Below are 22,994 nucleotides of genomic sequence, written 5' to 3' on the forward strand. Positions count from 1 at the left end.
AACCGGTGGTGATGACAATTCTGACCTTCAAACGTGACAAGTCGGACCGGAAGAGCGTTCGCACAGGTCAGGCGTAGGGGCCGGGTCGGGCTCGGCCGCAGACTCTGTCCGCCCCATTACCATGCGCCTGTGATCCACATCTCAAGAACACCTCCCGTCCTCGTGGTCGGAGGAGGTCCCGTCGGTCTCGCCGCGGCCCTCGAACTGGCCCGCTTCGGTGTCCCGTCGGTCGTGCTGGAGCAGCGCGCGCAGACGTCCCGGCACCCCAAGACCCGCAACTTCAACACCCGGACGATGGAGATCGCGCGCGGTTGGGGACACGCCGTCCACCAGCGGCTGCGCGGCATCGACACGCCGCCCGGCTGGAAGAGCCCGATCCGGTTCTTCGACACCCTCACCGGTGCGGAGACCGGGCAGATCGAGACCCTGGGATTCCTCGGTCCGGGACCGGAGATCAGTCCCGCCTTACCCGTGATGTCGTCCCAGGACCTCATCGAGAAGATCCTCCGGGACGCGGCCGCCGCCACCGGGCTCGTCGACCTGCGCTTCGGCCACGAGGTCACCCGGGTGGTGACGGGCTGGCTCCCCGAGGACACCGAGGCCTCCCTGGAGGTGCTCGACCCGCGGTCGGGCACCGCCTACACGATCTCGGGCAGCGCCCTGGTCGCCGCGGACGGCGTCGACAGCCTCGTCCGGCGGCAGTTGGGGATCGCCCTGGACGGCGCCCAGGCGGTCAGCCACTTCGTCAACTGCTACTTCCGCGCCGACCTGGAGTCCTACCTCGGCGACCGGACCGGCGTGCTGCTCTACGTCGGCGGATCCGAGGCCGCCGGGGTGTTCCAGCCGCTCGACGCCCGGGGCCGCTGGCTCTGCCAGATCCCGGTGCAGCGCGAGGAGTGGGAGGCCGGCATCCACACCCCGGAGTGGTGCGCGCAGTGGATCCGCGCCGGCTCCGGGATCGAGGACCTGGAGGTGGAGGTGCGCACCGTCGGGCGGTGGAGGATGAACGCCACCGTCGCCGACCGGCTGGTCGCGGGCCGGATCGTGCTGTGCGGCGACGCCGCCCACCAGTTCCCGCCCACTGGTGGCCTCGGCGTCAACACCGGCCTGCAGGGCATGCACAACGCGATGTGGAAGCTGGCCCTCTGCGCGCGGGGCAGCGCGGACTGGTCGCTCCTGGACACCTACGACGCCGAACGCCGCCCGCCCGCCAAGACCACCGTCGAGCAGTCGCTGGCCAACTTCCACAACGTCCTGCAGATCTCCGTCGCCATCCTGTACGGCCTCGACCGGCAGCTCAGCCCCGAGGACGCCATTCAGGCGACCCACCGGTACGGCAACCACCTCGGCGTCGAGTTCGGCACCCGCTACGCCTCCGGCGCCGTCGTCCCGGACGGCGCCGTCCCCCCGGCGGTCGACGACTCCTACGCCGACTACCGGCAGAGCGCCACCCCCGGCTGCCGGGCCCCTCATCTCTGGCTCGGCCGCGGCGACGGCAGGCTGTCCACCCTGGACCTGTTCGGCCCCCGGTTCACCCTCCTGACCACCCGTGCGGGCGACGACTGGCGGCTCGGCGCCGCGCTCGCCGCCGAACGGCACGGTGTCCCGCTGGCCGCGTTCGCCATCGGAGACCCGGGGATCGAGGACGACGCCGACGCGTTCACCAGCCTCTACGGCATCGAGCCGACCGGAGCCGTCCTGGTGCGCCCCGACGGCTACGTCGCCTGGCGCTCACCCGCCGCCGACCCCGACCCCGGCACCGTGCTCGGCGGAGTGATCAGCCAGATCCTCGGCCGCCCGGCGACCGTCTCGGTGGAGCCGGCATGAGACCGTGAACGCCTGGAGCGGGGGCCCGGTCTCATCGTCCGTGAGCCTGCTCGGGATGATGGTGTGCGAGGAGGCTCGCCGCGAGCATCGCGGCGAGCCACTCCTCGTACTCGCCTTCGCTCCATCCGCACACTTCGGTGAGCTTCTCGAAGTTCTCCGTCGAGGTGAGGACATAGATCTGCTCAGCTGCTCTGGCCGGCGGAAGGTCTGGGCGCAACGCTCCGAGAGCGTGGAGATGTTCGGCCGGTCCGCGGCTTCCCATCAGCCTTTCGCGTTCGATGTCGGCCAGTACGTCCTGGAGTCCCGCGTCGGTGGGTGACGCGGCGGCCGCCGCGCGGAGGAGGCGGTGCACCGGCTGGATGCGCCGGAGGATCGCGGTGGCCGTGGCGGCGTGCAGGGCCAGCTTGCGCACGGGGTCCGGCTCCTCGATGATCGCCCGGACCTCGGGGCGGTCGCTCTGTGGCAGGGACTGGGAGTCCCCGGCCAGGGTGATGTCGTAGACGAGCTTGGCCAGTGCGGGTTTGCCGCCGGGGCAGGACGTGTACAGCGTCTGAACGGCCACGCCGGCCTGACGTGCCACTTCGGCCATGGTGGTGTCGGCGTAGCCCTTCCTGATCATCAATTCCCGCGCCGCCGTCGCGATCTTCTGCCGCGTGGCCTGTGCCTGCTCATGGCGCAGCGCGCTGGCGTAGGGGCGTCGCTTCTTCTGCTCAGTCATCGCCAGCCATGATTTCAGAAGTACATTGACCGTCGCCGTCCCGTCGGCGGCGGCCGCGCAGGTGATGTACACCGGACTCTGGGTGGACCTGCCGGTGCCCGTGGAGCAGCGGCGCGGCCGCGGTCCGGGGGAGGCCGATCAGTGGCGGGAGGTCCGGCCGGACGGTTTCGCGCGGCGGGCGGCGGGCTGCTCGACCAGCGTGACGCCGGTCTCGGCCTCCAGGGCCGGGGCGTAACCGGCGGCCCGCAGGGCGTCCATCGTCTCCCGCTCGGAGCTCGCGCTGATCAGTACGGTCGGCGCGATCAGGCGCAGGCCGAGTCTGCGCAGCGCCTTGGCGCCGGCGAGCTCCGCGAGGAGGGCCTCGTCCTCGGATCGGACGCAGCAACCGGAGCGAACCACCCGCATCCGGCCGTGGGTCCGGCCGGCATCCTTGATCAGGTACTCGAGGGGCTGCGGAAGATCGCCCTGGGCCACGGCTCGCAACCGCCTGACCAGGTCCTCGGCGTCGTGACCCGCGTCGAGCGCGTGCCGTACGGAGGCGGGGGAGATCCGCCACACCACCGCGTGCCCCTCGGACTCACGCGCGCCCACCGCGTTGAGCAGGGCGGCCAGGCCCGCCTCCGGAGTGCCGCTCACCACGGCGGTCAGGTCGGTCTGGAAACGGGCGGTCGTCTGCGGCGGCGGCAGCAGGTCGGTGAGCACCGGGGTGAGGACCGGCTCCGGCTCGCGCCAGGCCCGGCCGGTGCGGAGCAGGCCGAGCAGGGCGTGGCCGAGGGCGGTCAGGGTGTCGTCGGCGACGACGCCGAGGAGCCGGGCCTCGCGCACGGTGGCGCCGATCCGCTCGGCTCCGGGCGGGCCCTCGGCGACGCGCATGGGACGGTGCCAGGTCGCGGCGGCCACCAGGTATTCGGGCGCCGCGGCGGCGCGGCGGCCCGGAGCGGCGGCGAGCGCCTCGAGCAGCGCGTAGCGGAGGCCGACGGCGTCGGGATCGTCCGCCCCGGTCAGGGCGACCGGGGTCTGGTCGGGGTCGGGCCACCACAGCGGGATGTCGCGGCAGGTGGCCCAGGCGGCGAGCACCGGCACCAGCCGCTCGGCCGGAGGACGCGGCAGCCACCGGTCGTAGGACGTGGTGGGCAGCACCACGTAGGTGGGGTCGGGAGCCTTGGCGCGGCGGTTGGCGGGGCGTTCGGCCGGCTCGGCCAGCGGGCCCAGCAGGTCGGCCCGGACGCACAGTTCGAGCAGGAAGCGGACGGTCTCCTCTGGCTGGCCGACCTGCTTGGCCAGCCGCTTCGTGTCGCGCACCGCCACTCCGCCGGCCTTGCGCACGGCGAGTGGCCGCTCGGCGCAGGCGGCCAGCAGCCGTTCGAGCTGCCAGGCCAGGGCGACCACCGCGCCCTGGGAGGCCGCCTCGGCCCGCTCGGCCGGCGGCAGCTCGGGCGGGGAGGGCGGCCGGGGATGGAACGTGGCCCGCACCTCGCCGCGGACCGCCAGCGCGACCTCCAGCGGGAGCTCGGCCACGCCGGGCAGACCGGAGGGCAGGAGCAGGCCCCGGGCGGCCAGCCAGTCGACCCCCTGGTGACCGGACCCGCCCGGGAAGAAGGTGTACTTGCCGGTGGAGTTGTAGCCGTAGACGCCCGCGGGGTGGAAGCAGCGGGTCTCCAGCAGCGGGCCGTCGTGCGCGAGCAGCTCCAGCAGTCGCGTGGCCGCCTCGGGCGCCCGGTCGAGCAGCGCGCGCAGCCGCTCGGGATCGGTGAGAACCGTCACGACGTTCCGCTCGGCGGCCGACCGGTTGGCCGCCTTCTCCAGCCCCAGCCCGGCGGCCACGTGGTGCACCTCGGGCGCGTTGAAGTGGCGGGAGATGAGCTGACCGGCGGGTCGGCCCAGCGCCATGCCGCCCATCATCGCGCGGTGGACGTAGGTGTGCGCCACCACCTGCTCGCCGTGCGGCGGCAGCAGGAGCGCCTGGTCCGCCAGCCGGTCCAGCGTCGCCTCCGCCTCGGCCCGCAGGCCGGGGTCGTCGTCGGCCAGCAGGTCCAGCACCGCGCTCCGGGGGACCGCGCGATCGTAGGGGTCGGGGGAGCGCCAGCGCTCCTCGGGGAAGGGACCGTGTCGCTGGTCGGCCAGCCACGAGACGGCGCCCAGCGCCTGGACGTCCGGGAGCGTGCAGAACTTCACCAGCTCGGCGGCCACGTGGTCCTGGGCGAGCAGTTGAGCGAAGTCGCGCAGCGACACTTCCCGACCGCGGCGGCGCAGGGCGGCGCGGTCGGCGATCAACCCGAGCTGCTCGGGGCTGCGAGTGGCGAGCCAGTCGATCAGGGAGTTGCTGGGCATGGTCGCCAGGGTAGTGCCGCGCGGCGAGCTCCGTGAGCCGGAGCGAGGGCGCGACGGTACGGGTGACGCGCGTGGGGAACGGGTCCCGCATGAGTGAGGAAACAGCCGACTGGCGCGGTCGCCGCCCCCAGGGACTCGACGACGCGACCGTCGACGCGCTGGGCACGCTGTCGTGCGCGCTGGAGACGGTCCAGCGGGCCCGCGGGCACCTGTACGCCTTCCACCAGCTGACCGGGACCGCCCATCGGGAGCTGGAAGAGGCCATTGAGGCGCTGCGCGCGGCGGGGCGCGACGCGCAGGCCGACCTGCTGACCGCCGAGCTCCTCGGCCGTGACGTGCTGGCCGGCCGGTGGACGTTCCAGGTGGTCGAGGAGTACGACGACGGTTACCACCGGCACTTCACCGAGCTGGAGCAGAAGGTCAGGGACGAGCTGGCGGGTGGCGTGCGGCACATCTACGAAGCGGAGATGAAGGAGCGTCAGCAGGGGTGAGGCGACGGTCGTTGGTGCCTTTCGACAAGTGGCGGTGGCCGAGGTGTTGAGACATACGAACGGCGCGAGGTGGCCGACGCGGTAGAACGGCACCAATGGCGGCGGTCCTCTTGATCGAGAAGTGGGCCGCCCTTAATAATCTTCCTGACGTCCCAGAAAGGAGGAAATACCGAAAAAGGGGACTTTGTCACCCTCGTGGTTGAGATCTGGTCAAGTGAGTCGGAAACGGATTTCCGTCCGCGAGTCGACCATGCCGACGCCCCGACGAGCTTGACGCACGAATCCGCTAGCACACACCTGAAGGCGCGAGGAGAACAATCATGGTGTCGGCCATCCAAAGCATCAGCGACCGGTTGCTCACGTTGTTCGTGCCGAAGGCGGAGGCGTCCGCCGGAAGCTGCACGTGCAACTGTGCCTACAACTACTGGTACTCCTGCAGGGAGTGCACCCGCTGCTACCGCTGCACCGACTGCACGGCCGGCGGCAACTGCCTGCAGTGCTCCTACAAGGCCGCCTGCTGCTGAACGCAGTGGACTATCCGGCGATCGGCTGCGCCTGTCTCGTGGCTCTCGTTTTCGCGCTGTCGGCATGGAGTAAGGTGCGCGGTCGCGCGGCGTTCCGCGAGTTCGCCGCCGCCACGCGCGTCCTCGCCGGCTCCGTACGGGCGCGTGGGATAAGTGATTCCGTCGCCAGAACAACCGCACTGGTGGTCGTCGTCGCGGAGGCGGCGACGGCCCTGCTGGTCGCAGTGCCGTACACCGCGCGGGCCGGCTTCGCCCTCGCCGTCGTGCTGCTGACCGGTTTCAGCGTCGCCATCGCGGCCTCCTTGCGCCGTGGTGTCAGCACGTCCTGCCGGTGTTTCGGCGCGTCGTCGGCGCCGCTCTCCGGCCGCCACCTCGTACGCAACGGAGTGCTGCTGGCGGCCTCGGTCGCCGGCCTGGTCACCGCCGGCGGGCAGCTCGGCTCGCCGCATCCCGGCGGCATCGCGATCGCGGCCGTGGCGGCTCTGGTGGTGGCCGTGTTGTTGACCCGCATTGATGATCTGGCCGAGCTGTTCGCGCCTCCCGCCGCCGACGGCCGCGGAGCGCAGAGAGGAAAGCACGATGCCCTTTCTCGTCGCCGCAGTGGTCCTGGTGGGAGTGCTGTGCCTGCTGAACCTGCTCCTGACGTTCGGCGTCATCCGCCGGCTCAAGGAGCACACGGCACAGCTCGAGAAGGTTCTCAGCGGCGGTCGTGACGATTCGCTGCAGATGCTCGGCGAACAGGTCGGCGAGTTCGCCGCCACGACCACGGACGGCGAGCCGGTGTCCCGGGCCCTGCTGGCCGGGGAGACCGTGGTGGCCTTCTTCAGCCCGAGTTGCGCCCCCTGCCGGGAGAAGATGCCGGTGTTCGTCGAGCAGGCGCGGGCGCGGGACTTCGACCGGCAGCAGGTGCTCGCCGTCGTCGTCAACGAGTCGGGTGAGCCCGAGGCGGCCGGCGTGAAGGAGATGGCCGAGGAGCTGGCCACCGTCGCCCGGGTGGTCATGGAAGGCGCCGACCATCCCCTGGCGAACGCGTTCAAGGTGCACGCCTTCCCGGCCTTCTGCGTGGTCGACGCCGAGGGCGTGGTGCGCGTCATCGGAGGTGACCTGGACCAGCTCCTCGTCTCGGCGGAGGCGTGAGCGCGGGCCGGGCCGCCACCGGCGATGCCCGGCCCGGCCGGCGCGAGTTGCTGGTCAGTGGCGCCAAGGCGCTCCGCCTGGTCTGGCGGGCCGCGCCCGGGCAACTGGCCGGCTTCTCGGCGATCACGCTGGCGGGCGGCGTCGTCCCGGTCGTGGCGGCCTGGCTGACCAAGATCGTCCTCGACCGGCTCGTCGCGCCGGGCCCGATCGGCGCCGTGGTGGGGCTCGCGATCGGCCTGGCCTGCGTGGGCGTGGTCAACGCGGTGCTGCCGCAACTCGGCCAGTACCTCCAGAGCGAGGTGGACCGGCGGGTCGGGCTGCGGGCCCAGGACGAGTTGTTCGCCGCCGTGGAGCGGTTCGTCGGTCTGGGGCGGTTCGAGGAGCCGGCGTTCCTGGACCGGCTGCGGCTCGCGCAGCACAGCGCCCGGTCGCCGGGGCAGATCGCCGGCGCGATGTTCGGCCTGGGCCGTGACGCGGTCACCCTGGTCGGGTTCGTCGCCTCGCTGGCGCTGATCAGCCCGCTGTTCACCGTCATCGTGCTGGTGGCGGCGGCCCCCGCCCTGGTCATCGAGCTCCGCATCTCCCGGCAGCGGGCCGAGACGATGCTGCGCATCGAGCCGGCCGAACGCTGGCGGTTCTTCTACAGCGAGCTGCTGACGACGGTGGAGGCGGCCAAGGAGATCCGGCTGTTCGACCTCGGCGGCTACCTGCGCGGCCGGATGAACTCCCAGCTGCGTCAGACCAACCACGCCCACCGGGTCCTGGACCGCCGCGAGCTCGGGGCGCAGGGGGCGCTCGCGCTGCTGGCGGCGCTCGTCTCCGGCGGCGGGCTGATCTGGATCCTGGTGTCCGCCGGGCGGGGCGGGTTCACCGTGGGCGACGTGTCGGTGTTCGTCGCCGCGGTCGCGGGTGTGCAGGGCGCGCTCAACGGGCTGGTCCACGCCACCGCCGAGACGCACCGGCTGCTGCTGATGTTCGGCCACTACACGGCGGTCACCGGAGCCGGCCGCGACCTCCCGTCCCCGGCGACGCCACGGGAGCTGAGGCCGCTGCGTGACGGCATCGAGCTGCGCGACGTGTGGTTTCGCTACAGCGACGACCATCCCTGGGTGCTGCGCGGCATCAACCTGTCCATCCCGCGCGGCGCCACGGTGGCCCTGGTCGGCCGCAACGGGGCCGGCAAGAGCACGCTGGTCAAGCTGCTGTGCCGGTTCTACGACCCGACCAAGGGGGCGATCCTCTGGGACGGCGTCGACATCCGCGACGTCCCCATCGACCGGCTGCGCGCCCGCATCGGCGCCGTCTTCCAGGACTTCATGGCGTATGACTTCAGCGCCGCCGACAACATCGCCGTCGGCGATCTGACGGCGCGCGGCGACCAGGGCCGGATCGAGGCCGCGGCCCGCCACGCCGGGATCCACGACACGGTCACCGAGCTGCCACGCGGCTACGACACGCTGCTGACCCGGATGTTCTCGAGCGACTCCATCGACGGCGATCCGCAGACGGGCGTGACACTGTCGGGCGGGCAGTGGCAGCGCCTGGCCCTGGCCAGGGCGCTCGTCCGCGACGAGCGCGACCTGATGATCCTCGACGAGCCCAGCGCGGGGCTGGACGCCGAGGCCGAGCACGACATCCACACCCGGCTGCGCCGGCTGCGGGCCGGGCGCACCAACGTGCTCATCACGCACCGGCTCGGCGCCGTCCGGGAGGCCGACGTCATCGTCGTCCTGTCCGGTGACGAGATCGTCGAACAGGGCGACCACGCCCGCCTGCTGGCCGCCGACGGCGTCTACGCCCGGATGTTCACCCTGCAGGCGGCCGGATACGCCGCGCTCTCCGGGGAGCCGGGATGACGGGCTGGTATGTCGTCCTGGCGGCGGCCTGCGCCCTGGCGCTGCCGGTCGGCGTGCTGCTGTGGGCGCGTCGCAGGTACGTCGTGATCACGGTGTCGGGCCTGAGCATGCGGCCCACGTACGATCACGGCGAGCGGGTGCTGATCCGGCGCGTCCCGGTCACCCGGGTGCGGCCCGGCCAGGTCGTGGTCTTCGCCGCCGCACCACCCGGCACCTGGCAGGGCTTCGAGGCCCATCACGCCGGCGACCCGGACGGCGCCGGTCTCCAGGCTCGTGATGACGCTGACGCGAACACTCCCGTGGCTCCCCGGTGGATGCTCAAGCGGGCCATCGCGGTGCCCGGCGACCCGGTGCCGCGCGAGCGGTGCCCGGCGCTGCGTTCGGTCGCCGACGCGGCGGTGCCGCCCGGGCACCTGGTCGTGCTCGGAGACAACCCGAGCCGTTCCTTCGACTCGCGCCAGTCGGGCTACGTGACTCCGGACCGGCTCGTGGGCGTGGTCGTGCGCCGTCTGTCCCGCGCGTGACCGTCAGGAGCACTCGGGCCAGGCGATGAGCTGGAACCAGACGGACTTGCCGTGCTGGGCGACGGTCCAGCCCCAGTCGTGGGAGAGGGTCTGCACGATGGCGAGCCCCCGGCCGCCGACGTCGAATCGGCCGGCCAGGCGAAGGCAGGGGAGCGTGGGGCAGGAGTCGTGCACGTCGACCACCATCAGCTCGCGCTCGCGCAGGACCGAGACGCGGACGGCGCCCGCGCCCCCGTGCGTGATGGCATTGGTGACCAACTCGGAGACCAGGAGCTCGGCCACCTCCGCGACGTCCTGCCCGGCCTGCCAGTCGAGGGCCACGTCGCGCACGAACCGGCGGGCGGAGGAGAGGCACCTGTCGGCGCGCGGGATCCACCTGTCGCCGAGCACGGGAAGGAGCCGGTCGGGCACGGGGCGGTGCTCGGCCAGTGCCGTACGGGCCTTGAGCGCCTCTTTCATCTACGTTCTCCCCGTCTCGGATTCACCGCTTCGAACTTGACAGGCCCTAATTACTCTCGGTAGTGGGTCCATTACCAATACCGCGTTTTGAGGGCCGCGTCCATGGCCTGAAATCCGGCAAAGCACGCCACTTCGCTGACTCTCCGCGTACCAGCCCTTGCCTGGACCGGAGTTCGGCCCTCGCGAGGGCCCGATGAGGTCACGCGGGCAAGATCGTGCGGGAGGTCGGCGGGGGTGCCGAGGAGAGAACGCGGGAGGTCACCTCGCCGCGGGCGTGAGGCTCCTGCGGCGGGTGACCGTTCTCCTGAGTCATGGCTGCCGGGGCGGTCGCGCAGCGCGTCCACCGCCCCGGCAGGGTCCGTCAGCCGCGTGCCGCGTCCAGGACCTTGGCGGCGTCGCGCTCGAAGGAGGCGCGGGCGCCGAGGGTGAGCAGGCCGCCGATCACCATCGCCGGCACCAGGATGTACATGCCGGACAGCAGCGAGCCCATCCGGTCGGAGACGATGCCCACGATCAGCGAGCCGAACGCGCCGCCCGCCGTGATCAGCAGTTGCAGCACGCCGAAGCCGAGCCCGCGCCCGCTGGCCGGTACGACGTCCGCGACGCAGGCCATCATGTTCGGGATGGCGATCGACATGAGCGAGCAGGCCAGCAGGGTCAGGACCGTGAGCCCGGCGATCGAGTCCATGGAGAGGGCGAGCGCCAGCACGGCGGAGCCGATCGTGATGCCGCCGCCACCGGCGAGCAGCCGCCCGCCCTTGCGGGTGCCGTGCCACCTGCGGCCCAGCCAGGAGCCGATCAGGGTGCCCGCGAGCGTGCCCGCGATGGTGATCAGGCCGCTGAGCGACCCGGCGGCGCCGGCGCCCACGCCGAAGGTGCGCACCATCAGCGACGGCAGCCAGTAGAAGACACCGGCCAGGCCGAGCGTGAGCAGGCTGAGCCCGGCGCAGACGAAGAGCAGCGTGGGGATGGACAGCACCTGGCGGATCTGCGGCCAGAACGGCGGCTTCGCGGCGGGAACGGCGTCGTCCGAATGCCCGTCCGGCGGCACGGTCGGCGGAGTCACGGGGGGCGCGCCCGGCGTCGCCGTGCCGGAGGCCGGGGCGAGCCTGGCGACCAGCCGGTCCAGCTCGCCTCGGCCGGGCTCACGCAGTCGCCAGACGAGCCAGGCCGTCACCAGCCCCGGGACGACCATGATGAGGAACGCGCTGCGCCAGCCGTACGCCTGCCCGAGGACACCGCCGAGCAGGGTGCCGACACCGCCCAGGTAGGTCGTGACCCGGGTCAGCCCGTACGCCTTGGCCCGGCTGACCGGGGGGTAGTAGTCGGCGAGCAGGCTGCCCGAGGCGGGGTTGTCGATGTTCTCGGCCGCGGCGAGCAGCACGCGCATCAGGTAGAACATCGCGAACCCCGTCGCGAGGCCCGAGCCGAGCGTCGCCACGGCCCAGATGACGACCACGGTGGCGATGATGCGGGTGCGGTTGCGCCGGTCGGCCAGGTAGCCGGCGGGCAGCGCGACCAGCGCGCCCGCGAGCGCGGCGGCCGTGGGGATGGAGCCCGCGGCGGTGTCGCTGAAGCCCCACTCCTGCTGCACCAGCGGCAGCACGCCGGACAGCAGGTTGTACTCGATGCGATCGACGAGCCCGACGATGAACAGGACGACGAGCGGCGCCCAACCGAATGGCGCGGGTTTGTCCGCGTCGATCTCCCCCGTGCGATGCGATCCGAACGTCCCGACCATACGAGTCCTTTCGCGAGGCAACTCTAGAATCTCGTTCTAGGTGAACGTTCTAGCCAGAGTGGCAGAAGTCACAGGATTCGTAAATGGGTGACTCGTGAAACGAACGGCACCCGCCCATCTACGCCGGCGGCGTTGCCGGATGCCGGAAGGCAAGCGCCCCGGCGGCTGCCGAGATGCGCCCGTGACGCCGCCGCCCCCAGAGCGGGACCATGTCGGCATGACAGCAGTGGTGCGGGCCGAAGGACTGACGAAGTACTACGGCAGGCGCAGGGGCCTGGAGGATCTCACCCTCGACATCCGACCGGGCGAGATCTTCGGCTACCTGGGGCCGAACGGCGCGGGCAAGACGACCACGATCCGGTTACTGCTCGACGTGATCAGGCCGACCCGCGGCCACGTCCGCGTCCTCGGCGCCGACTCACGGGAGGCCGCGGTGCGGCGCCGGATCGGCTATCTGCCGGGCGATCTGGCGCTGGAGGAACGTGAGCCGGGCCGCGCCTACCTGCAGTTTCTCGGCAAGGTGCGCGGCGGAGTGCCGGCCGCCCGGATCGACGCGCTGGCCGAACGGCTGGACGCCGACCTGTCGGTGCCCATGCGCAAGCTCTCCAAGGGCAACAGGCAGAAGATCGGGCTGATCCAGGCGTTCATGCACGAGCCGGAGTTCCTCATCCTGGACGAGCCGACCGGCGGGCTCGACCCCCTGGTGCAGCAGGAGTTCCTCGCCATGGTCCGCGAGGTGCGCACCTCCGGCCGCACGGTGCTGATGTCCTCGCACGTGCTCGCCGAGGTGGAGCACGTGTCCGACCGGGTGGGCATCGTACGGGCCGGCCGCCTGGTCGCGGTCGAGAACGTGGCCGCGCTGCGCGAGAAGGCGGTGCGCCGCGTGGAGTTCCACTTCGACGCCCCCGTGCCGCGCGAGGCGTTCGAGCACCTGCCCGGCGTGCGCGACCTGCGGGTGGCGGGCGCCAGCGTACGCTGCACCATCGACGGCCGGCCGGACCCCCTGATCAAGGCCGCCGCCCGCTTCACCGTCGTGCACATGGTCAGCGCCGAGCCCGACCTGGAGGAGATCTTCCTCACCTACTACAGCGGGGAGGACCACGATCATGATCGCCAAGTGTCTGCGTGACTGGCGCAGGACGCTCATCTGGTGGACGATCGGCATCGGCGCCTTCATGGCGCTCTACCTCGGCACCTACCAGAGCATCAAGCAGGCCCCGGAGATCTACGGACCGGCCGGCCTGGCCAAGTTCCCCGGCGCGCTCCGTGATCTCATGGGCGGCCTGGAGGACTTCACCTCCGGCACCGGCTACCTCCAGTCGGTGGTCTACCAGCTCTTCGTGCCGTTCCTGTTCATCGTCTGCGCGATGGTCCTGGCGGGCCGGGCGCTCGCCGGCCCCGAGGAGGCGGGCACGCTGGAGCTGATCGTCACGCTGCCCGTCGACCGCCGGCGGCTGGTGCTGGAGAGGTTCGCCTCGATCGCGCTCGGCCTGCTCGCCGTGGCCGCCGTGACCCTGCTGGTGACCTGGGCGATGGCGGAGGCCGTCGGCATGGGCGTCGGCTTCGACCGGATCCTCGCCGCCCACCTCGGGGTCTACCTGCTCGCGCTGCTCTTCGGCACGGTGACGCTGGCCGTGGGCGCGGCCACCGGCCGCAAGGCGGCCGCCTCGGCGGTCATGGGCGTCTGGGCCGTGCTCGGCTACATGGTCGTCACGATCGGCCGGAACGTCGAGGCCATCGCCTGGCTCAAGTGGGTCTCGCCGTTCCACTACTACGCCGAGGGCAGGCCGCTGTACGAGGGTCTCCCGGCCGGCGACTACCTGGTGCTGGCGGCCGCGACGGCCGTGCTGGCGCTCACGGCGGTCCTCGCCTTCGACAGGCGCGACGTAGGAGTCTGACGGTGACCTCAGAGGCGCCCGCCGACCTGCTCGGTGAGCACTTACAGGTGCTGGCCGAGGCGGCCGCCACCGGCCGGCGGCCCGGCCGGGCGGCGCTCGACCGCTACCGCGAGGCCGGCGGCCGGGCCGCCCGGCTCGGGGTGCCGCTGCGGTCGCTGGTCGACGCCGCCCTCGCGGCGGCCGAGGGCCTGGCCGGCGACGCGGTGCTGCCCACTCTGCGCCGCGCCGTCTCGGCCCTGATGGAGGGGTACGAGCGGGCGCAGCTGGTCGCCTTCCGTGAGGAGGAGGCGGCACGCAGGGAGTTCGTTGACGACCTGCTCCTGGGCCGGGCCGAACGGCTGGCCGAGCGGGCCGAGCACTTCGGGTTGCGGCTGGCCGAGTCGTACGTGGTGGCGGTGGCCGGCGGTCTCGATGAGGACGGCGACCAGGACCGGATCGAACGTGATTTGATCGCCCGGTTCGGCTCGCACAACGTCCTGGTCGCGGTCCGCGACGGGCGGCTCGTCTGCGTGGTCCCGGCCACGCTCCCGGCGGCGGTGGGAGAGTTCACCCACCACGTGCGGGCCCGGTTCGCGCCCGGCTGGCGGGTCGGGATCGGCCGCCCGCAGCGCGGCCCCGGCGGCGTGGTCGCCTCCTATCGGGAGGCCGTGGGCGCGCTCGACCTGGCCGACCGGCTCGGCCTGCGGCCCGACGTCGTCAAGGCCGCCGACCTGCTCGTCTTCCCCGTGCTGCTGCGTGACCGGGTCGCCATGGAGGACCTGGTGACCAGCGTGCTGAGCCCGTTGCTGCACACGCGGGGCGGGCACGAACCGCTGCTGGAGACCCTGGAGGCGGTCTTCGCCTCGCACGGCAACCACGCGGCGGCCGCGCGCCGCCTCGGGCTCAGCACGCGCGCCATCACCTACCGGCTCGAACGCGTCCGCCGCCTGACCGGCTTCTCGCCCGAGGACCCCACGCAGCGCTTCACGCTGGAGACGGCCGTTCTCGGCGCCCGGTTGCTCGACTGGCCCTGGCCCTGACCCCGGCTCACCGGCCGCTCAAGGCCGGAGGGGCGGTGGAGGCCGGGTGGGCAGGCTGCGGGCCGGGCGCCGCGCCGGACCGGCGGGCCCGCCAGGAGGCGTAGACGGGGTGACCCGACAGCGCCTCCTCGTGGGCCTCGGCGGCCAGAGCCGCCAGCTCGTCGGCGCGGTGCGCGAGCGAGCCGTCGTGCCGCCAGGCCACCAGGTGCCGGATCCACAGGGGCGTCCCGGCCAGCGGGCGGACCACGAGGCCGTCTCCGGGCGCGAACGTGGCCTGGCACGGCGAGACGGCCTGCCCGCCGGCGATGAGGACGCGGATCATCGGCACCTCGATCATGATGTGCCGCACGCTCGGCGCGAACCCGGCGTCCCGGCACGCCGCGACGAAGCACTCCGGCCAGCCGGCTCCGTCCGGGGGCGACAACACCCAGTCGTCGTCGGCGAGCCGGGCGAGAGGCACCTCGTCCAGCGAGGCGAGGGGATGGGCGGCGGCCATGGCGACGAAGACCGGCTCCACGGCGACGGGACGCGCGCCCACCGAGGCGGGGATGGGCAGCTCGTGGCCCGGATAGTCGACCAGGGTGGCGGCGTCCAGCCGCCGCGAGACGAGCAGGTCGAGCAGCAGCCGGGGGGAGTGCTCGGTGTGCACGGTGATGGCGGCGCCCGGCACCTCGAACAGCCGCCGCAGCAGCCCGCTGAGCACCGGATTGGCATAGCCACCGAGCCGGGCCTGGGCCGCGTGGCCGGTCGACGGCATGACGCCCGTCATCAGCTCGTCGACGGTCTGCAACGCCGACCGCGCCCGGATGAGCACGAACTGCCCGAACGGGGTGGGCGTCACGCCCAGCCGGCTGCGCCGGTAGACCTGGCCGCCGAGCGTCGACTCGATCCGCTGCAACTGGGCGGTGAGGGCGGGCTGCGAGACGCCCAGGGCGGCCGCGGCCTTGCTCAGACTTCCCGCGTCAGAGATCTCGCACAAGGTCCGCAGGTGCCGTAACTCCAGCTGCATGTTCTCAACCTAGTGCGAGATCGCCTGCGATATAACGCATGATTTATCCCTCCCTGGGATAAGACGCGGCCCGCTCGCCTGCCGCAGAGTTCAGGGTGACCCGCCGATTCCCAGAAGGGATCTTCATGCCTGTGACGTACCACCGCTCCGGTCTCGTCTTCACCGAGCACACGATCACCGTCCCGCTCGACCACGCGCGCCCGGACGGGCCGGTGATCGAGGTGTTCGGGCGCGAGGTGGTCGCCGCGGACCGCGGTGGGAGGGACCTGCCCTGGCTGCTCTACCTGCAGGGCGGTCCGGGCCACAGCGCGCCGCGCTCGCCGGCCGCCTGGCTGCGCCGCGCCACCCGCGACTACCGGGTGCTGCTGCTGGACCAGCGGGGCACCGGACGCAGCACGCCCGCCAACCGGAGGTCGCTGGCCCGCCTCGACGACCCGGCCGCCCACCTGCGGCACTTCCGGGCCGACTCCATCGTCAGGGACGCCGAGCTGTTCCGGGCGCACCTGGCCGGCGACCGCCCGTGGAGCGTGCTCGGGCAGAGCTTCGGCGGCTTCTGCGCGCTCACCTACCTGTCCCTGGCCCCGGAGGGGCTGCGCGAAGTCCTGATCGCGGGCGGGCTGCCCTCCCTGACGGCGGGTCCCGAGGAGGTGTACCGGGCCGCCTATCCCCGGGTCCTGGCGCACAACGACCGGTTCTTCGCCCGTTACCCGCAGGACCAGGCCATCGCCCGCCGGGTGGCCGACCACCTCGCACGATGCGAGGAGCTCCTGCCCGGTGGCGGGCGGCTGACCCCGCGGCGCTTCCAGAGCCTCGGCATCACCTTCGGCGGGGAGTCGTCCTTCGACACGCTCCACCACCTGCTGGAGGAGGCGTTCGCCGACGAGAAGACGCTGTCCGACGTGTTCCTGCGCCGGGTGGACGCGTTGGTGTCCTACACGGAGTATCCGTTGTACGCGCTGTTGCACGAGGCCGCCTACTGCCAGGGCGCCGCCTCCGGCTGGGCCGCGCACCGCGTGCTCGGCGAGTTTCCGGAGTTCGACGTGGAACTGGGCGGGCAGGTCCGGCTCTTCGGTGAGATGATCTTTCCGTGGCACTTCGAGGAGGATCCCGCGCTCGTCCCGCTGCGCGCCTGCGCCGAGGAGCTGGCCGCCTGCCGATCCTGGCCGCCCCTGTACGACCTGGAGCGGCTGGCCCGCAACGAGGTGCCCGTGTCCGCGGTGATCTACTACGACGACATGTACGTGGACCGCGACCACTCCCTCCGTACGGCGGGCATGGTGCGCGACCTGTCCTGGTGGATCACCAACGAGTACGCCCACGACGGCCTGAAGGCGGACGTGGCCGTCCTCGACCGGCTCATCGCGATGGCGCGGCGGTGAGCCCGGCCCCCGCCATCGTCGCTCCTCGCCGGACGGCCGCATAGCTCCCGATCTGCCATAACCGCCGGGTTATGGCAGAGGGTGTCGCCCTCATCCCGAACACGGATAACTCCCGGGTTATCTCCCGGCCTGAGCTGGGTGTTCGCGGAGTGTGCTTTTGCGGCCCACCGGCTCGACATCCCAGCGTTACCGGCCCGTGATCCACGATGGCCAACAATCTGCGCCATATCCCCCTAATGGAGGAACTCCATGCGCAAACTAAGCTTGGCTGTCGGGAGCCTTCTCCTGGCCACCTGCCTGTCGGCCGCACCCGCGTACGCGGACGACCCGGACACACGGCGGGTCGAGGTCTTCGGCGAGGACGCGCCCCAGGGCTATGTCGAGATCCCGAAGGCCGACGCCCATCAGAGGGGCCTGGCCGCGCCGACCGGAACCGTGACGCCCATCGAGGTCAACGGTCCCAGCGACAAGCGGATCGACCTGGTCTACCTGGGCGATGGCTTCACCGCGGCCGAGCAGGACCTCTACACCTCCCAGGTGGCGCACAGCTGGGAGGTGCTCGCGCAGCGCGAGCCGTTCAAGACCTACCGCAAGCTGTTCAACGTCTGGCAGGTCAACGTCGTCTCCAACGAGTCCGGCTCCGACAACGACCCGACCGAGGGCGTGCGGAAGGACACGGCGCTCAACGGCGAGTATTACTGCGAGGGCCTGGCTCGTCTGATCTGCATCGACGTCCCCATCGCCCAGTCCTACGCCGCGCTCGCCCCGGCCTACGACCAGATCGCCGTCGTCATCAACAGCACCACGTACGGCGGCGCCGGCTACACCGACGAGGAGCTGGTCACCTTCTCCGGCGGCCATGTCTCCGGCGCGGAGATCCTGCCGCACGAGCTCGGCCACTCCCTCGGCGACCTGGCCGACGAGTACCCCTACTGGGCCTATCCCGACGACGGCAGCACCTACACCGGCCCGGAGCCGGCGGAGCGCAACATCTCGATCCACAACGCCGAGCGGCAGGCGGCCCAGCAGGCCAAGTGGTGGCGCTGGCTGGGCGCCCCGACTCCGGACGGCGGCGCCATCGGCACGTTCGAGGGCGCGTACTACAACAACCTCGGCATCTACCGGCCCAGCGACAACTCGCTGATGCGGTCCTTGCGCAAGCCGTTCAACCTGGTCGGTAGCGAGGAGATGACCCGCAAGTTCTACGAGACGACCGGTCTCGTCGACGCGGCCACCCCGAGCGACAAGCCGGTGCGGGCGCCCGCCAGGCTGTCGGTCACCCACGTGGACATCCCGACCGTGTCCACCCGCTGGTTCGTCAACGGCGAGGAGATCGCCGAGTGGGCCGGAGCCACCTCGGTCGACGTCCTGGTCAAGAAGCCGAAGGGGAAGCCCGAGGGGCCGTGGTGCGGCCGTAAGGACCTGGAGCGGAAGAAGGGCGAGTGCGCCTACACCGTCACCGTCTCCGACTCCACCGACTTCGTGCGCGACCCCGGGTACCGCGCCGACACCCTGACCACCTCGATCACCTGGACGGTCGACTACAAGCACGGCCCCAAGAAGTAGTGCCCGCGCCGGCCGACGGTGCCGGCGTGGACCTCCCGGACCGGACCCGCCCACGACAGCCGGACGTCGTGGGCGGGTTCCCGGCCGCTGCCTCAGGCGATCGGTTACGGGACCAGCAGCAGCTTGCCCGTGGTGCGGCGGGCGGCCAGGTCCTCGTGGGCCCGTACGGCCTCCACCAGCGGGTAGCGGTGGGAGATGTTGATCTTCAGTTCGCCGGAGGCGATCCAGCCGAACACGTCCGAGGAACGCCGCAGCAGCTCGTCCCGCTCGGCGATGTAGTGGACCAGGGTCGGCCGGGTGAGGAAGAGCGACCCGTTCTGGTTGAGCCGCTGCGGATCGACCGGCGGCACCGGCCCGCTGGCCGCCCCGAACAGCGCCATGAGCCCGCGCGGGCGGAGCGCCACCAGCCCGCCGTCGAACGTGGTGGCTCCCACGCCGTCGTAGACGACGTCCATCCGGTCGCGCAGCGCCTCGGCGAAGTCGTCGTAGCGCAGCACCTCGTCGGCCCCCGCCTCGCGGGCCAGCTTCTCCTTCTCCTCGGTCGACACCGTCGCGAACACCCGGGCGCCCCTGAGCTTGGCCAGCTGGGTGAGCAACTGGCCCATGCCTCCGGCGGCGGCGTGCACGAGCACGTTGTCGCCCTCGCGCACCTCGTGGGTGGAGTGCGTGAGGTAGTGGGCCGTCATCCCCTGGAGCATCGCGGCGGCGGCCACCTCGGCCGGCACCCCGTCGGGCACCGGCACAGTGCGGGCGGCGGGCACCACGGCCTTCTCGGCGTAGCTGCCGAGCACGTTCACCCAGGCCACGGTGTCGCCCACGGCCACGTCGCGCACACCCGGCCCCACGGCGGACACGACACCGGCTCCCTCTGTCCCGATCGGACTCGGCAGGGACAGGGGATAGGCCCCGGAGCGGTGGTAGATGTCGATGAAGTTGACCCCGCTCGCCGCGACGTCGACCAGCACCTCACCCTCTCCCGGCACGGGGTCGGGATGCTCGGCGTATACGAGGACGTCTGGACCGCCCTGGGCGGTGATGACTATGGCACGCATGCTTCTAGTCAACCCCGCCCATAACCGCGTATTCCACGGGGCTCCCCGTACGCCTCGGAAATGGGCGACAACCTTTCGCCCGGAAGGTCGCGTTGGTACGGGTGAGAGGAGATCACATTGGATCGTCACGACGACTTCCGTGAGTTCGTGCTCGCCCGCCAGCAGGTCCTGATGCGGACGGCGTACTTGCTCACGGGAGACGCGCACCTCGCCGAGGACTTACTGCAGAGCGTCCTGATCAAGGTCGCGGGCAAGTGGCCCAAGCTGTCCGGCGGCAACCCCGAGGCGTACGTCCGCAAGGCGCTCGTCAACCAGTACATCTCGTGGAAGCGCCGGCCGCGGCCGGAGGTGCTGGGCACCGAGCTGCCAGAGCGTGGTGCCTCCCATGACGACGCCGCACTCCATCGGATCGTGTTGCGCCAGGCTCTCGCCAGGCTGGCGCCCAGGCAGCGGGCCGTGATCGTGCTGCGGTTCTGGGAGGACCTGACCGAAGCGCAGACCGCCGAGGCGCTCGGTTGCTCGCCCGGCACCGTCAAGAGCCAGGCCCATCACGCGCTGGCCCGCCTGCGGGCGTTCGCGCCCGAACTGGCGTGTCTGCTGAACGATTCGGAGATGGAGGAGGTAGCCCGATGACGAGGCTGCGTGAGGCGCTGGACGGCATCGCCGCGGAGGCGCCTCTGGTGAACCTGGCCGACGTGGCCGTGGCGGGCCACCGGCGCCGGCGGCGGGCCACCGCCGTGCTGGCCGCCGCCGCGACGGTCGCGGTGGTGGGCGCGGCGAGCATCGCCGTCGCACCGCCGTGGCAGCGAGCCGACCGTACGGCCACGCCGCAGGGGGTGGACACCGTTCCCGACCTGCCGGACGGGGCGGTGGGGCCGATCGCGTACGCGTTCCAGACGCCCTGCGAGAAACAGCGAAATCCGGTCCGTATCGACTGCGGCACGGTCGAGTGGCGGGTGGTCACCCGGAGCGGCAGGACGTATCGGGTGCCGCAGGCGCTGTTCAGCACCGCCAAGGACCACAAGGTGCCCGTCGCGATCAGCCGGGACGGGCGCATGCTCGCCTACTACAGCCGCCAGGCCCAGGCGCACGTCGTCCGCGACCTGGTGGGCGGCACGCAGGCGACCTCGCCTGTCACCGTGAAGGAGGAGCGGATCAGCATGGGCTCCACGCTGGCGCTCTCCGACGACGGCCGCTACCTGATCTTCGATCCGCGCGAGGGGACCAAGGATCCCGGGTTGCTGATCGACGTGCGCACCGGCAAGAGCCGGCCGGTGGACGGCAACTACGAGGTGGTCAGCATCAAGGGCGGCGTCGCCGTGCTGGTCCGTTACGTCAAGACCGACCTGTGGCGGATGCCGGTCACCGGCGGAGGTCGGCCGGTGCGCTTCGACGGGAAGTTCATCATGTTCAGCGAGATCGCCCCGGATGGCCGCACGGTGGCCGCCTTCGAGTTCTCGGACTACGCCAAGCGCAGGCTCACCGTGCTCGACGCCAAGAGCGGACAGCCCCTTCGGAAAGTGCCCATCCGCGGGCTGCCCGCAGGCCGTGGCGGAGCTGTGATGGGCACCGCTCTGTGGACCAGCGGATCCGAGGTCGCGGTCGTCTACCAGAGCCGGGACGACGTCCGCACGTACGCGGTCAACGTCAAGACCGGACAGGCCCACCAGGTGGCCCGCTACCCGGGAGTTTTGCACATGAGGCTGGTACTGCCCGGGGTCGCGAGCCAATAAGCGGGGGCGGTAGACCGGCCCGGCGGGCAGCGGGAACGCCACCGCCGACGCGGCGACCAGGAACACCCGGTCTCCCACCAGGCGGCCACGACCGACGGCACCGCGAATCAGGGGTCCTTCTGGCCGCGCAGCTCGAAGTCGTCGAACGCCGTCTTCATCAGTGACGAGCCGCCCTTCGGCGTGCGCGCGAACACCCCGACGGCGCCGTTGCCGATGCCGTTGGGGTCGTCGACCTGGTGGATCCGGTCGCCGTTCACCCACATCGTCAGCCGCACGCCGTTGCCGCGCCGCTCGCAGGCGGCCTCGATGCGGGCCCTGCCCGGCAGGTCGTCGACCATGACCGGCTGGGCCAGGGTGCCGCCCGAGCCGTCGAAGACCCGCCGGATACGGGCGTTGCCCGTCGTGTCGAGCCCGAACTCGTAGTAGGTGTCGGCATCGACGGCGTGGCAGTAGACGCCGTACTCGCCGCTGCCGGTGATGTGCTTGACCTCGGCGGTGACGGCTACGACCACGGTCTCGGGCAGCATCGGCGTCGGGCTGGCCGTCGGATTGGGGGAGGACGTGGGCTTTTCGTACAGGAATGGCAGCGGGGCCTGGGCCCAGCGCTCCTCGCGGTTCTCCCCGACGTCGAGGCCGTAGGTGCCGTCGGTCCGATAGCCGTAGCTGGTCGTGTCCTCGGGGTCGTATCTGCCGTTCCAGCCGCCGGAGGTCTGCGTGAAGTCCTCCTGGTAGAGCATCGGGAATTCGGGCGGGCCGCTGGGCGCGAGCAACGCCCATGCCCCCACGCCCAGGCCCACGACGACCGCCGCGGCCACGGCGAGCCCCATGACGAGCCGGGCCCTGCCGGCACGGTAGGAGCCGACCTGGGTCAGCGGAGTGGTGTGCTGCTGCCACGCCACCTGTACGTTCCTGGCGGCCTGCTCCGGCTCGGCCGAGCGGCCCACGAGATGGTCGAGCAACTGCTGCGCGGTCGGCCGCCCGGCAGGGTCCTTGCGCAGCGCGGCCCTGACCAGGTCGCGCATCGCCGGGTCGACGGCGTCGAGGTCGGGCTCGGTGTTGAGCACCTGGTAGACGATCGTGGGCAGCGAGTCGCCGGGAAACGGCGCCTTCCCGCTGGCGGCGAAGGCCACCAGGCAGCCCCACGAGAACACGTCGCAGGCCGGCGAGACCGGCATGCCGCGCAGCACCTCGGGCGCCATGTACCGGGGCGTGCCGACGAGCTCCCCGGTGCCGGTGATCCCGCCCAGCGTGTCGAGCGCCCTGGCGATGCCGAAGTCGATCACCCGCGGCCCGACCGGCGACAGCAGCACGTTGGACGGCTTGAGATCGCGGTGCACCACCCCGGCCCCGTGGATGGCGGTCAGGCCGGTCGCCACGCTGACGGCCAGCGCGTCGAGGCTTGACCCCTTGAGCGGCCCCGACTGCCGCACCGCGTCCTCCAGGCTGGGCCCCGGAACGTACTCGGTGACGACGTAGAGCTGGTCGCCGTCGAGCGCCGCCTCCAGCACCGCGGCCGTGCAGAACCTGCGCACTCGCCGGGCGGCGTCGGCCTCCCTGCGAAAACGCATTCTGAACTGCTCGTGCTGGCTGAGCTCGGGATTGATCACCTTGACGGCGACCTGCTGCCCCGTGGCGTCCTCGGCAAGGTAGACCGTGCCCATTCCGCCCCGGCCCAGCACGCTCAACAGCTTGTAGCGCCCGATGTGGGATGATTCACGGCTCACGGCGCG

20 protein-coding genes and 1 pseudogene are annotated in these 22,994 nt (G+C 71.8%); 14 read left to right on the top strand and 7 right to left on the bottom strand.

What is annotated here, in order from left to right; translation table 11 throughout:
- Positions 1 to 129: 129 nt before the first annotated feature.
- Positions 130 to 1,827 (top strand): FAD-dependent monooxygenase, encoded by a 1,698-nt coding sequence (locus IEY82_RS29420; protein ID WP_189127503.1) that lies wholly within the window; start codon positions 130 to 132, stop codon positions 1,825 to 1,827.
- Positions 1,828 to 1,858: 31 nt separating this feature from the next.
- Here the strand turns inward: IEY82_RS29420 and IEY82_RS29425 are convergent, their stop codons facing one another.
- Complete coding sequence (locus IEY82_RS29425) at positions 1,859 to 2,617, bottom strand: TetR/AcrR family transcriptional regulator (protein ID WP_229697723.1); 759 nt, start codon at positions 2,615 to 2,617, stop codon at positions 1,859 to 1,861.
- Between the two features lie 66 nt (positions 2,618 to 2,683).
- Complete coding sequence (locus IEY82_RS29430) at positions 2,684 to 4,876, bottom strand: helicase-associated domain-containing protein (protein WP_189127504.1); 2,193 nt, start codon at positions 4,874 to 4,876, stop codon at positions 2,684 to 2,686.
- 89 nt (positions 4,877 to 4,965) lie between these two features.
- Here IEY82_RS29430 and IEY82_RS29435 point away from each other — a divergent pair, with 89 nt between their 5' ends.
- From IEY82_RS29435 to IEY82_RS29460, 6 genes and pseudogenes are all read left to right on the top strand, one after another.
- Positions 4,966 to 5,367 carry a hypothetical protein gene (locus IEY82_RS29435; RefSeq protein ID WP_189127505.1) on the top strand — a complete coding sequence of 134 codons (402 nt, stop codon included), beginning with the start codon at positions 4,966 to 4,968 and terminating at the stop codon, positions 5,365 to 5,367.
- 320 nt (positions 5,368 to 5,687) lie between these two features.
- On the top strand, positions 5,688 to 5,891 hold the full coding sequence (locus tag IEY82_RS29440) for a hypothetical protein (protein ID WP_189127506.1): 204 nt from the start codon (positions 5,688 to 5,690) through the stop codon (positions 5,889 to 5,891).
- Positions 5,892 to 5,965: 74 nt separating this feature from the next.
- Positions 5,966 to 6,250, top strand: a pseudogene (locus IEY82_RS40420) (MauE/DoxX family redox-associated membrane protein); the annotation flags it as partial.
- A 220-nt stretch (positions 6,251 to 6,470) separates the two neighbouring features.
- Positions 6,471 to 7,028 carry a TlpA disulfide reductase family protein gene (locus IEY82_RS29450; RefSeq protein WP_189127508.1) on the top strand — a complete coding sequence of 186 codons (558 nt, stop codon included), beginning with the start codon at positions 6,471 to 6,473 and terminating at the stop codon, positions 7,026 to 7,028.
- Positions 7,025 to 8,884, top strand: coding sequence for an ABC transporter ATP-binding protein (locus IEY82_RS29455; RefSeq protein WP_189127509.1), 1,860 nt, complete (start codon positions 7,025 to 7,027; stop codon positions 8,882 to 8,884). The genes IEY82_RS29450 and IEY82_RS29455 overlap by 4 nt, the downstream gene beginning before the upstream one ends.
- Positions 8,881 to 9,408, top strand: coding sequence for a S26 family signal peptidase (locus IEY82_RS29460; protein ID WP_189127510.1), 528 nt, complete (start codon positions 8,881 to 8,883; stop codon positions 9,406 to 9,408). Before IEY82_RS29455 ends, IEY82_RS29460 begins: the two co-directional genes overlap by 4 nt.
- A 3-nt stretch (positions 9,409 to 9,411) precedes the next feature.
- Here IEY82_RS29460 and IEY82_RS29465 read toward each other — a convergent pair whose 3' ends face one another.
- Complete coding sequence (locus tag IEY82_RS29465) at positions 9,412 to 9,867, bottom strand: ATP-binding protein (protein ID WP_189127511.1); 456 nt, start codon at positions 9,865 to 9,867, stop codon at positions 9,412 to 9,414.
- 361 nt (positions 9,868 to 10,228) lie between these two features.
- Positions 10,229 to 11,608, bottom strand: a complete 1,380-nt coding sequence (locus tag IEY82_RS29470) for an MFS transporter (protein WP_189127512.1) — start codon at positions 11,606 to 11,608, stop codon at positions 10,229 to 10,231.
- Between the two features lie 217 nt (positions 11,609 to 11,825).
- On the opposite strand from IEY82_RS29470, the gene IEY82_RS29475 reads away from it, so the two are divergent.
- From IEY82_RS29475 to IEY82_RS29485, 3 genes are read left to right on the top strand one after another with little or no spacing between them, the layout of a single operon-like run.
- On the top strand, positions 11,826 to 12,737 hold the full coding sequence (locus IEY82_RS29475; RefSeq protein WP_189127513.1) for an ABC transporter ATP-binding protein: 912 nt from the start codon (positions 11,826 to 11,828) through the stop codon (positions 12,735 to 12,737).
- Positions 12,715 to 13,506 (top strand): ABC transporter permease, encoded by a 792-nt coding sequence (locus IEY82_RS29480; RefSeq protein ID WP_189127514.1) that lies wholly within the window; start codon positions 12,715 to 12,717, stop codon positions 13,504 to 13,506. The genes IEY82_RS29475 and IEY82_RS29480 overlap by 23 nt, the downstream gene beginning before the upstream one ends.
- A 2-nt stretch (positions 13,507 to 13,508) precedes the next feature.
- A complete protein-coding gene (locus tag IEY82_RS29485; protein ID WP_189127515.1) occupies positions 13,509 to 14,525 on the top strand; it encodes a PucR family transcriptional regulator in 1,017 nt (338 codons plus the stop codon).
- Positions 14,526 to 14,532: 7 nt separating this feature from the next.
- Here the strand turns inward: IEY82_RS29485 and IEY82_RS29490 are convergent, their stop codons facing one another.
- The gene (locus tag IEY82_RS29490; protein WP_189127516.1) at positions 14,533 to 15,534 is read right to left on the bottom strand and encodes a LysR family transcriptional regulator; all 1,002 of its coding nucleotides are present in this window, start codon (positions 15,532 to 15,534) and stop codon (positions 14,533 to 14,535) included.
- A 125-nt stretch (positions 15,535 to 15,659) separates the two neighbouring features.
- On the opposite strand from IEY82_RS29490, the gene IEY82_RS29495 reads away from it, so the two are divergent.
- A complete protein-coding gene (locus IEY82_RS29495) occupies positions 15,660 to 16,913 on the top strand; it encodes an alpha/beta fold hydrolase (RefSeq protein WP_189127517.1) in 1,254 nt (417 codons plus the stop codon).
- A gap of 249 nt (positions 16,914 to 17,162) precedes the next feature.
- Positions 17,163 to 18,479, top strand: coding sequence for a M64 family metallopeptidase (locus tag IEY82_RS29500; RefSeq protein ID WP_189127518.1), 1,317 nt, complete (start codon positions 17,163 to 17,165; stop codon positions 18,477 to 18,479).
- A gap of 104 nt (positions 18,480 to 18,583) precedes the next feature.
- Here the strand turns inward: IEY82_RS29500 and IEY82_RS29505 are convergent, their stop codons facing one another.
- Positions 18,584 to 19,531 carry a quinone oxidoreductase family protein gene (locus IEY82_RS29505; RefSeq protein ID WP_189127519.1) on the bottom strand — a complete coding sequence of 316 codons (948 nt, stop codon included), beginning with the start codon at positions 19,529 to 19,531 and terminating at the stop codon, positions 18,584 to 18,586.
- Between the two features lie 117 nt (positions 19,532 to 19,648).
- On the opposite strand from IEY82_RS29505, the gene IEY82_RS29510 reads away from it, so the two are divergent.
- Together IEY82_RS29510 and IEY82_RS29515 are read left to right on the top strand one after the other, a co-directional pair.
- Positions 19,649 to 20,164, top strand: a complete 516-nt coding sequence (locus IEY82_RS29510; protein ID WP_189127520.1) for a SigE family RNA polymerase sigma factor — start codon at positions 19,649 to 19,651, stop codon at positions 20,162 to 20,164.
- Positions 20,161 to 21,264, top strand: a complete 1,104-nt coding sequence (locus tag IEY82_RS29515) for a hypothetical protein (protein ID WP_189127521.1) — start codon at positions 20,161 to 20,163, stop codon at positions 21,262 to 21,264. Before IEY82_RS29510 ends, IEY82_RS29515 begins: the two co-directional genes overlap by 4 nt.
- A 107-nt stretch (positions 21,265 to 21,371) precedes the next feature.
- Here IEY82_RS29515 and IEY82_RS29520 read toward each other — a convergent pair whose 3' ends face one another.
- Positions 21,372 to 22,988: a serine/threonine-protein kinase gene (locus IEY82_RS29520; RefSeq protein WP_225262646.1), complete on the bottom strand. Its 1,617-nt coding sequence runs from the start codon at positions 22,986 to 22,988 to the stop codon at positions 21,372 to 21,374.
- Positions 22,989 to 22,994: the final 6 nt, after the last annotated feature.

The organism is Nonomuraea cavernae (assembly GCF_014646355.1).
GTDB lineage: Bacteria > Actinomycetota > Actinomycetes > Streptosporangiales > Streptosporangiaceae > Nonomuraea > Nonomuraea cavernae.